Source organism: Candidatus Obscuribacterales bacterium (assembly GCA_036703605.1).
Lineage (GTDB): Bacteria > Cyanobacteriota > Cyanobacteriia > RECH01 > RECH01 > RECH01.
This window is the reverse complement of record DATNRH010000560.1, coordinates 1-5534: the sequence shown is the minus strand read 5'-3', so window position 1 is coordinate 5534 and position 5534 is coordinate 1. Positions and strand designations below refer to the sequence as shown.

General features: G+C 55.0%; 7 protein-coding genes. 3 read left to right on the top strand and 4 right to left on the bottom strand.

From position 1 onward, the window contains the following. Window positions 1-678 (top strand): dihydrolipoamide acetyltransferase family protein (locus V6D20_11990; GenBank protein HEY9816500.1); only part of this gene is annotated, 678 nt, incomplete at its 5' end. Window positions 679-796: 118 nt separating this feature from the next. On the opposite strand, the gene V6D20_11985 is transcribed toward V6D20_11990, so the two are convergent. Then, a complete protein-coding gene (locus tag V6D20_11985) occupies window positions 797-1489 on the bottom strand; it encodes a hypothetical protein (protein ID HEY9816499.1) in 693 nt (230 codons plus the stop codon). Window positions 1490-2154: 665 nt separating this feature from the next. Here V6D20_11985 and V6D20_11980 point away from each other — a divergent pair. Continuing rightward, the gene (locus tag V6D20_11980) at window positions 2155-3195 is read left to right on the top strand and encodes an OmpA family protein (GenBank protein ID HEY9816498.1); all 1041 of its coding nucleotides are present in this window, start codon (window positions 2155-2157) and stop codon (window positions 3193-3195) included. Continuing rightward, window positions 3192-4217, top strand: a complete 1026-nt coding sequence (gene fmt, locus V6D20_11975; GenBank protein ID HEY9816497.1) for a methionyl-tRNA formyltransferase — start codon at window positions 3192-3194, stop codon at window positions 4215-4217. Before V6D20_11980 ends, fmt begins: the two co-directional genes overlap by 4 nt. A gap of 11 nt (window positions 4218-4228) precedes the next feature. Here the strand turns inward: fmt and V6D20_11970 are convergent, their stop codons facing one another. From V6D20_11970 to V6D20_11960, 3 genes are all read right to left on the bottom strand, one after another. Beyond that, window positions 4229-4582 (bottom strand): carbon dioxide-concentrating mechanism protein CcmK, encoded by a 354-nt coding sequence (locus V6D20_11970; protein ID HEY9816496.1) that lies wholly within the window; start codon window positions 4580-4582, stop codon window positions 4229-4231. A 201-nt stretch (window positions 4583-4783) separates the two neighbouring features. Continuing rightward, entirely contained in the window at window positions 4784-5095 is a 312-nt protein-coding gene (locus tag V6D20_11965) for a carbon dioxide-concentrating mechanism protein CcmK (protein HEY9816495.1), read from the bottom strand. Window positions 5096-5151: 56 nt separating this feature from the next. Next, window positions 5152-5534, bottom strand: a 383-nt coding sequence (locus V6D20_11960) for a hypothetical protein (GenBank protein HEY9816494.1), incomplete at its 5' end; no start/stop codon positions are given.

Below are 5534 nucleotides of genomic sequence, written 5' to 3'. Positions count from 1 at the left end.
CCCCTTGGGGAAGTCGCCAAGTTCAACACCCTGCAGCAAGCTGTGGTGCGCAACATGATGACCAGTCTTCAGGTGCCTACCTTCCGGGTTGGTTACACCATCACCACCGATGCCCTTGATGCCCTGTATAAAAAGGTGAAATCGAAAGGCGTCACCATGACCGCCCTGCTGGCTAAGGCCGTGGCGGTGACGCTGCAGCGCCATCCCTTGGTGAATGCTTTCTATACCGAACAGGGAACCAGCTATCGCTCAGAGATTAATGTGGCGGTGGCGGTGGCTATGGAGGGCGGTGGTTTGATTACCCCTGTCCTGCGCCAGGCTGATCAAGTGGATCTCTATTCCCTATCCCGCACCTGGCGAGATTTGGTGGAGCGATCGCGCCTGAAACAGCTTCAGCCCGATGAATATTCCACCGGTAGCTTTACCCTGTCTAACCTAGGCATGTTTGGCGTCGATCGCTTCGATGCCATTTTGCCGCCGGGTCAAGGTTCAATCCTGGCCATTGGAGCCTCTCGCCCCCAAGTGGTGGCCACGGCTGACGGCATGATGGGGGTGCGCAATCAAATGCAGGTCAACCTCACCTGTGATCACCGCATCATCTATGGTGCTGATGCTGCCGCCTTCCTGCGGGATCTTGCCAAGTTGATTGAAACCAATCCCGAATCCCTCACTCTATAGTTGTCACGTGAGTAGTTGTCACATAAGTGTGATGCAAGACCGCCCCTTGGATCTAAAACGAGTCAAGGGGCGGTTTCACATAGAGCTTGTTGTGGTTTGTGGGTGACATCCCATCTTGCTAGCGATAGGCCTGGGGCCCTGTCCAGACATTATTGACCAGTTCCCCAAACACCACGGGGCGATCGCCCGCATCGGCCGCAACTGTTTGTCCATGGAGATTCACAGCCCAGATGGGCCACCGCTCTTCTCCTATATTGCCAGCCCGAAAGAGCACTCGGTCGGGATCAGCTTGACTCCATCCCAGCAAAATAGCGTTGCTATAGTTCACCATGGTGGGGGCGATGGTATGGGCTTGGCTCTGGTGTTGATCCCAGACTACGGCGTAGTCTGATGCCAAACCTGTACCAAAGAGTGACTCAAATTCTCGCGCCAAGATGCGATCGCCCGCCTTCGACCAGGCAATGGGAATAATCATGGCGATGCTGCCAGGATGTTCGGGTTCTTCTCCCGAAACAAAGGGATTGTCGGCTAGGGGCGATGAGGCGGTAATCACCTGCAGAGCACCGGTTTTCAGGTTTTCTAGAAACAGCACGCTAGCCACTTGGGTCTGCGTGGGATCAGGCTGAATGCGAAGCTGAATGCGGCTATAGGCAGCGTAGCAGCCATCAGGAGAGACCAAGGAGGGACTGCGGTAGTAACGCAAAATAGGCGATCGCTGAGCAGGATTCTCCGAGACCATGGTCATCACCCAGTTCCAGGGGACTGGGTACGGGCTATTTAAGGGGTCTAGGCGGGTGGAAGGTTCGGTCATGGGCACAGTAACATCAGCAGGCGTCATGCTGACATGGGGTTAGCAAAAAATGAAGCGCATCACTTGGAGCATGTTGACATAGAGAAACTATGCTCCTCTTAACAGAGCACACTGTTTCTCGTGATCTCACCAGGGCAATAGCGGGGATATCTCTCCTACCCTGATAGGTGGCACAGGATCCACCTCAAACTAGTCCCATGACCGTGAGACTGTTTCCGGCAGAAATAGCCATCACGGTACCATGGGATAGAAACAGCTATGGATAATGCCAGATAGCCATGAAAACCGGTAGGCTTGGTTGTTGTACCGTAGGGGTTAGTACAAACTATTCAGATTTGTACTTGCTCAGTATTCGCTCTATCCAAGCGTCTTAGCTACCATAGCTAGATGCACAAGATGCACAGATTGGTAGCTCCTTGCCCGGAACTTTGCCGCCTCTAGCAGCCACTCCCTAAGCTCTGATGCATGGCAGTGCCATACAGGTTGATATGCTCCTAATTACAGGTATAGCAAGCGAAGAGGGAACTGCCATAGAAAACGCTGAAACTCTTTAATAGACTTAACGTATGCAGCGTCACATAGACATCAATCGTTAGATTCTGCCTATGGTGGCGAGCCTTCTGAGATCTCACACGCTTCGTTCAAACTGTTTTACTGGTTCAACTATGGTGCCCTCGTCTCAGCCTCCCCATGACACTCCTCCATCAGCCCCAGCGCGATCGCCCGGTCTGCTGTATGGATTGTTGGTTTTGATCTTTCGCCTTTTACTGTTGGGCGTTGGGGGAAGCCTAGCTGTTTTGGTAGGCATTGGCGTTGCTCTGTGGCGACCCGGGGCGATTCCTGAGCGGCCCATGTTAGAGGTTCTGTTTCGCCAAGTGTCTGCATGGCGCAGTGGAGAATGGTATGCCCCTGTTGAGCCAGAATCCACTCTGCTGCCTGCAATTCCCCGGCTGGAGTCCCTTCCTGATTCGTCAGATACAGGTGTAGAGCCTGACTCAGAAGAGACTGAGACCTCGGAGGAAGCCCTGCAGCTCGATGAGGCAGAGCGGGCAGCCGTCACCACAGCCGTGGCAGACTTACAAACTGAAGTAGAGGCCATTGGCGATCGCCTCCAAGACTTGGAAGTACAGCTAGATGGAGCCCCCCAGTCGGGGCCTGTGGAAGAGCGACTGCGCCGCCTCGAACGTCGGCTAGATCCTGCTAGTTCTGAGTCTTCGTCGGATGAAACGGCTGGTTTAGATGAGACGGCTGATGTAGACGAGCCGGCCGAACAGCCGGCTGATCCTCCGGCAAGGGCTTCAGAGACAGAGGCTGCTCCGATCTCCACGACATCTACCCCTAGCCTCTCTCCAGACACCCTGCGGGTTACTCTCCCGAGCGATGCTCTATTTCAGACCAATGACGCACGATTGGTCGATGGGGCCGAAACGTTGCTCGATGATATTGCCACGGAGCTGCAAACCTATCCCACGGCTACGATCCGCATCGGCGTTCACACCGCTCCTACCCCAGACAGCACGGATGGGCTGCCGCTATCCTTTGCGCGATCGCAACAGATTCGTGATGTCTTAGCGCCCCAGCTTGGCCCTAGCTATCGCCTGGTGGCGATCGGCTATGGTTCCAGCCGTCCTCTAATCCTGTCCACCGATCGCTCCGCCCAGCAGCGCAATCGTCGCGTTGAAATCACCATTGATCCCCGCCCATGAAGATCGTGTTTTTTGGTACGCCTCACTTTGCAGTACCTAGCCTAGCGCGCCTCCTTCAGCATCCTGACATTCAAGTGTGTGGCGTCGTTACCCAGCCTGATAAGCGCCGAGGTCGGGGCAAGAGTCTTTCCCCCTCTCCCGTCAAAGTACTAGCAGTGGACAATCAGCTCCCGGTTTGGCAACCCCGCCGGCTTAAAAAAGATTCCCAAACCCTAGGCGAACTAGCGGCCCTTACGGCCGATGCTTTTGTGGTGGTGGCCTATGGGCAACTGCTATCGCCGGAGATCCTAGCCATGCCTCGCTTGGGATGTATCAATGGGCATGGCTCCCTCCTGCCCCACTATCGCGGTGCTGCGCCTATCCAGTGGAGTTTGGTGCAGGGAGAACTGGAAACGGGCATTACCACCATGCAGATGGATGTGGGGATGGATACGGGCGCGATGTTGCTGAAAGCTACTACGCCGATCCATTGGTGGGATACCGCTGCAGAGGTAGGCGATCGCCTTTCCCACCTGACGGCTGATCTGCTGATCGAGACGCTACTGGGTTTAGATGCCGGCACCCTAAAGGCGATCGCCCAGGATGATGACGAAGCCACTTATGCACCGCTGATTCAAAAAGCTGACTACCACCTAGACTGGTCTAAGAGTGCGATCGCTCTCCATAACCAGATTCGTGGCTTCTTTCCCAATTGCGTTACTGAGTTTCGAGATCAGCCCCTCAAAATCCTGCGCACCATTCCCATCCCGCTGCCTAGTGACGATATGCCGGACGAGTTCGCTGATCTACTGTCCCAAATCGCCTCGTTAGACATTGCCGCCGCCAGCCAGACCAGCCAACCCGGCGATATTGTTGCCATCCTCAAAAAAAACGGCCCCATCGTGCAGACGGGAGCCGGTTGGTTATTGCTGTATCAAGTACAGCCTGCTGGGAAAAAGCCTCAGTCGGGCTGGGATTTTGCCAATGGAGCGCGGGTTCAGCAGGGCGATCGCTGCCTCTCCCGTGATCTGACTAAAGATTAGCGGTGTAATACCTAGCGATTAAACGAAGACCCTAGAATCCGCGGTTGCTCCACAGCATCGCGGAATTCTGCAACATCGTCACCATAGGCGATGGGCAGCACACACTCCACGTTTTCGTGGGGCCGAGGGATGATCACCCAGGATTCTAAAGCGCCGCCGTAGACGGTTTCGACGGCAGCAATGCCGGCTTCCATCGCCGCCTTGACTTCCGATACATCCCCACGAATATTCACGGTAAACCGGGCACTTCCCACCCGGATATAGCCCACCAGGGTGACACGCCCGGCCTTCACCATCGCATCCGCTGCCGCCAGCACTGCGGGAAATCCCTTCGTCTCAATTGATCCAACCGCAGACAATGACATGTATGCTCTCCTAACCATCGATAAACAATGCTGGTGGGTCTGCTTCTATCCCCACCGACGGCGCGAATAGTTTGTATAGACTCAAACCAATTCTACGGGCCCACGTCCCCAAAAACCCGGGACTTGTTGGCCAGATAATGGGTTGAACGATAACAATTTATAAGCGCTGTGTATAGTTTTATTTATGCCTATGCCAAGGGCTTAATAGACTCGGAAGGCCTCGACTTGATCGGTGTAGTGGATGGGCAAGACCGACACAATGTTTTCCGGCGGATTCGGCACGGTGTAGTGGGTCATAATTTTGCCCCCGAAGCAAGCTTCTCCCGCTTCTAGCCCAGCTGCCATGGCAGAGGCTACCTCTGAAACGCTGCCACGAATGGCAATGTAGAAGTTTCCCCGTTCTGCCTTGTCAAAATACACCAAGGTCACGCGCCCTGCCTTGAGCATGGCGTCGGCCGCCGCTAAGGTTGCCGGAAACCCCAACGCTTCAATGACCCCCACGGCTTGTGGCATTGCATCGTCTCCTTCAAGACATAAAACGTAAGCAGGCGATCGCCTGCAGCCTTTCACTATACCTTGATCAAGCCCGGTTGTGCGATCGCTGCAATGACTCGTATACATCCCGAGTCTGGCTGAGCCCATTGGTAATGGCATTCCCGGGGATTGCCCCAACAGAGGCTGAGATAGACTTCGGTGCGTGCTGCCTCCAGTTCTGCCCACTCGGTTTGGTGAATCCATTGCTCAATTTGGTCGGGTGTCGCTGGCTGGGGATCATGGCCAGCCAACCAAAACGACATGCCCGTGGTTACCGTTTGCCAAAACTGCAGCACCGCCGCGGTTGCCTCGATCAGGATCTGCTTATCCCCTGGAATGGCGATGAGCTGGCTATGGAGTTCCGGCGATCGCAAGCTTTGGTCGCGAAACTGATGCGTACGCCAGATTAGCCCAGACA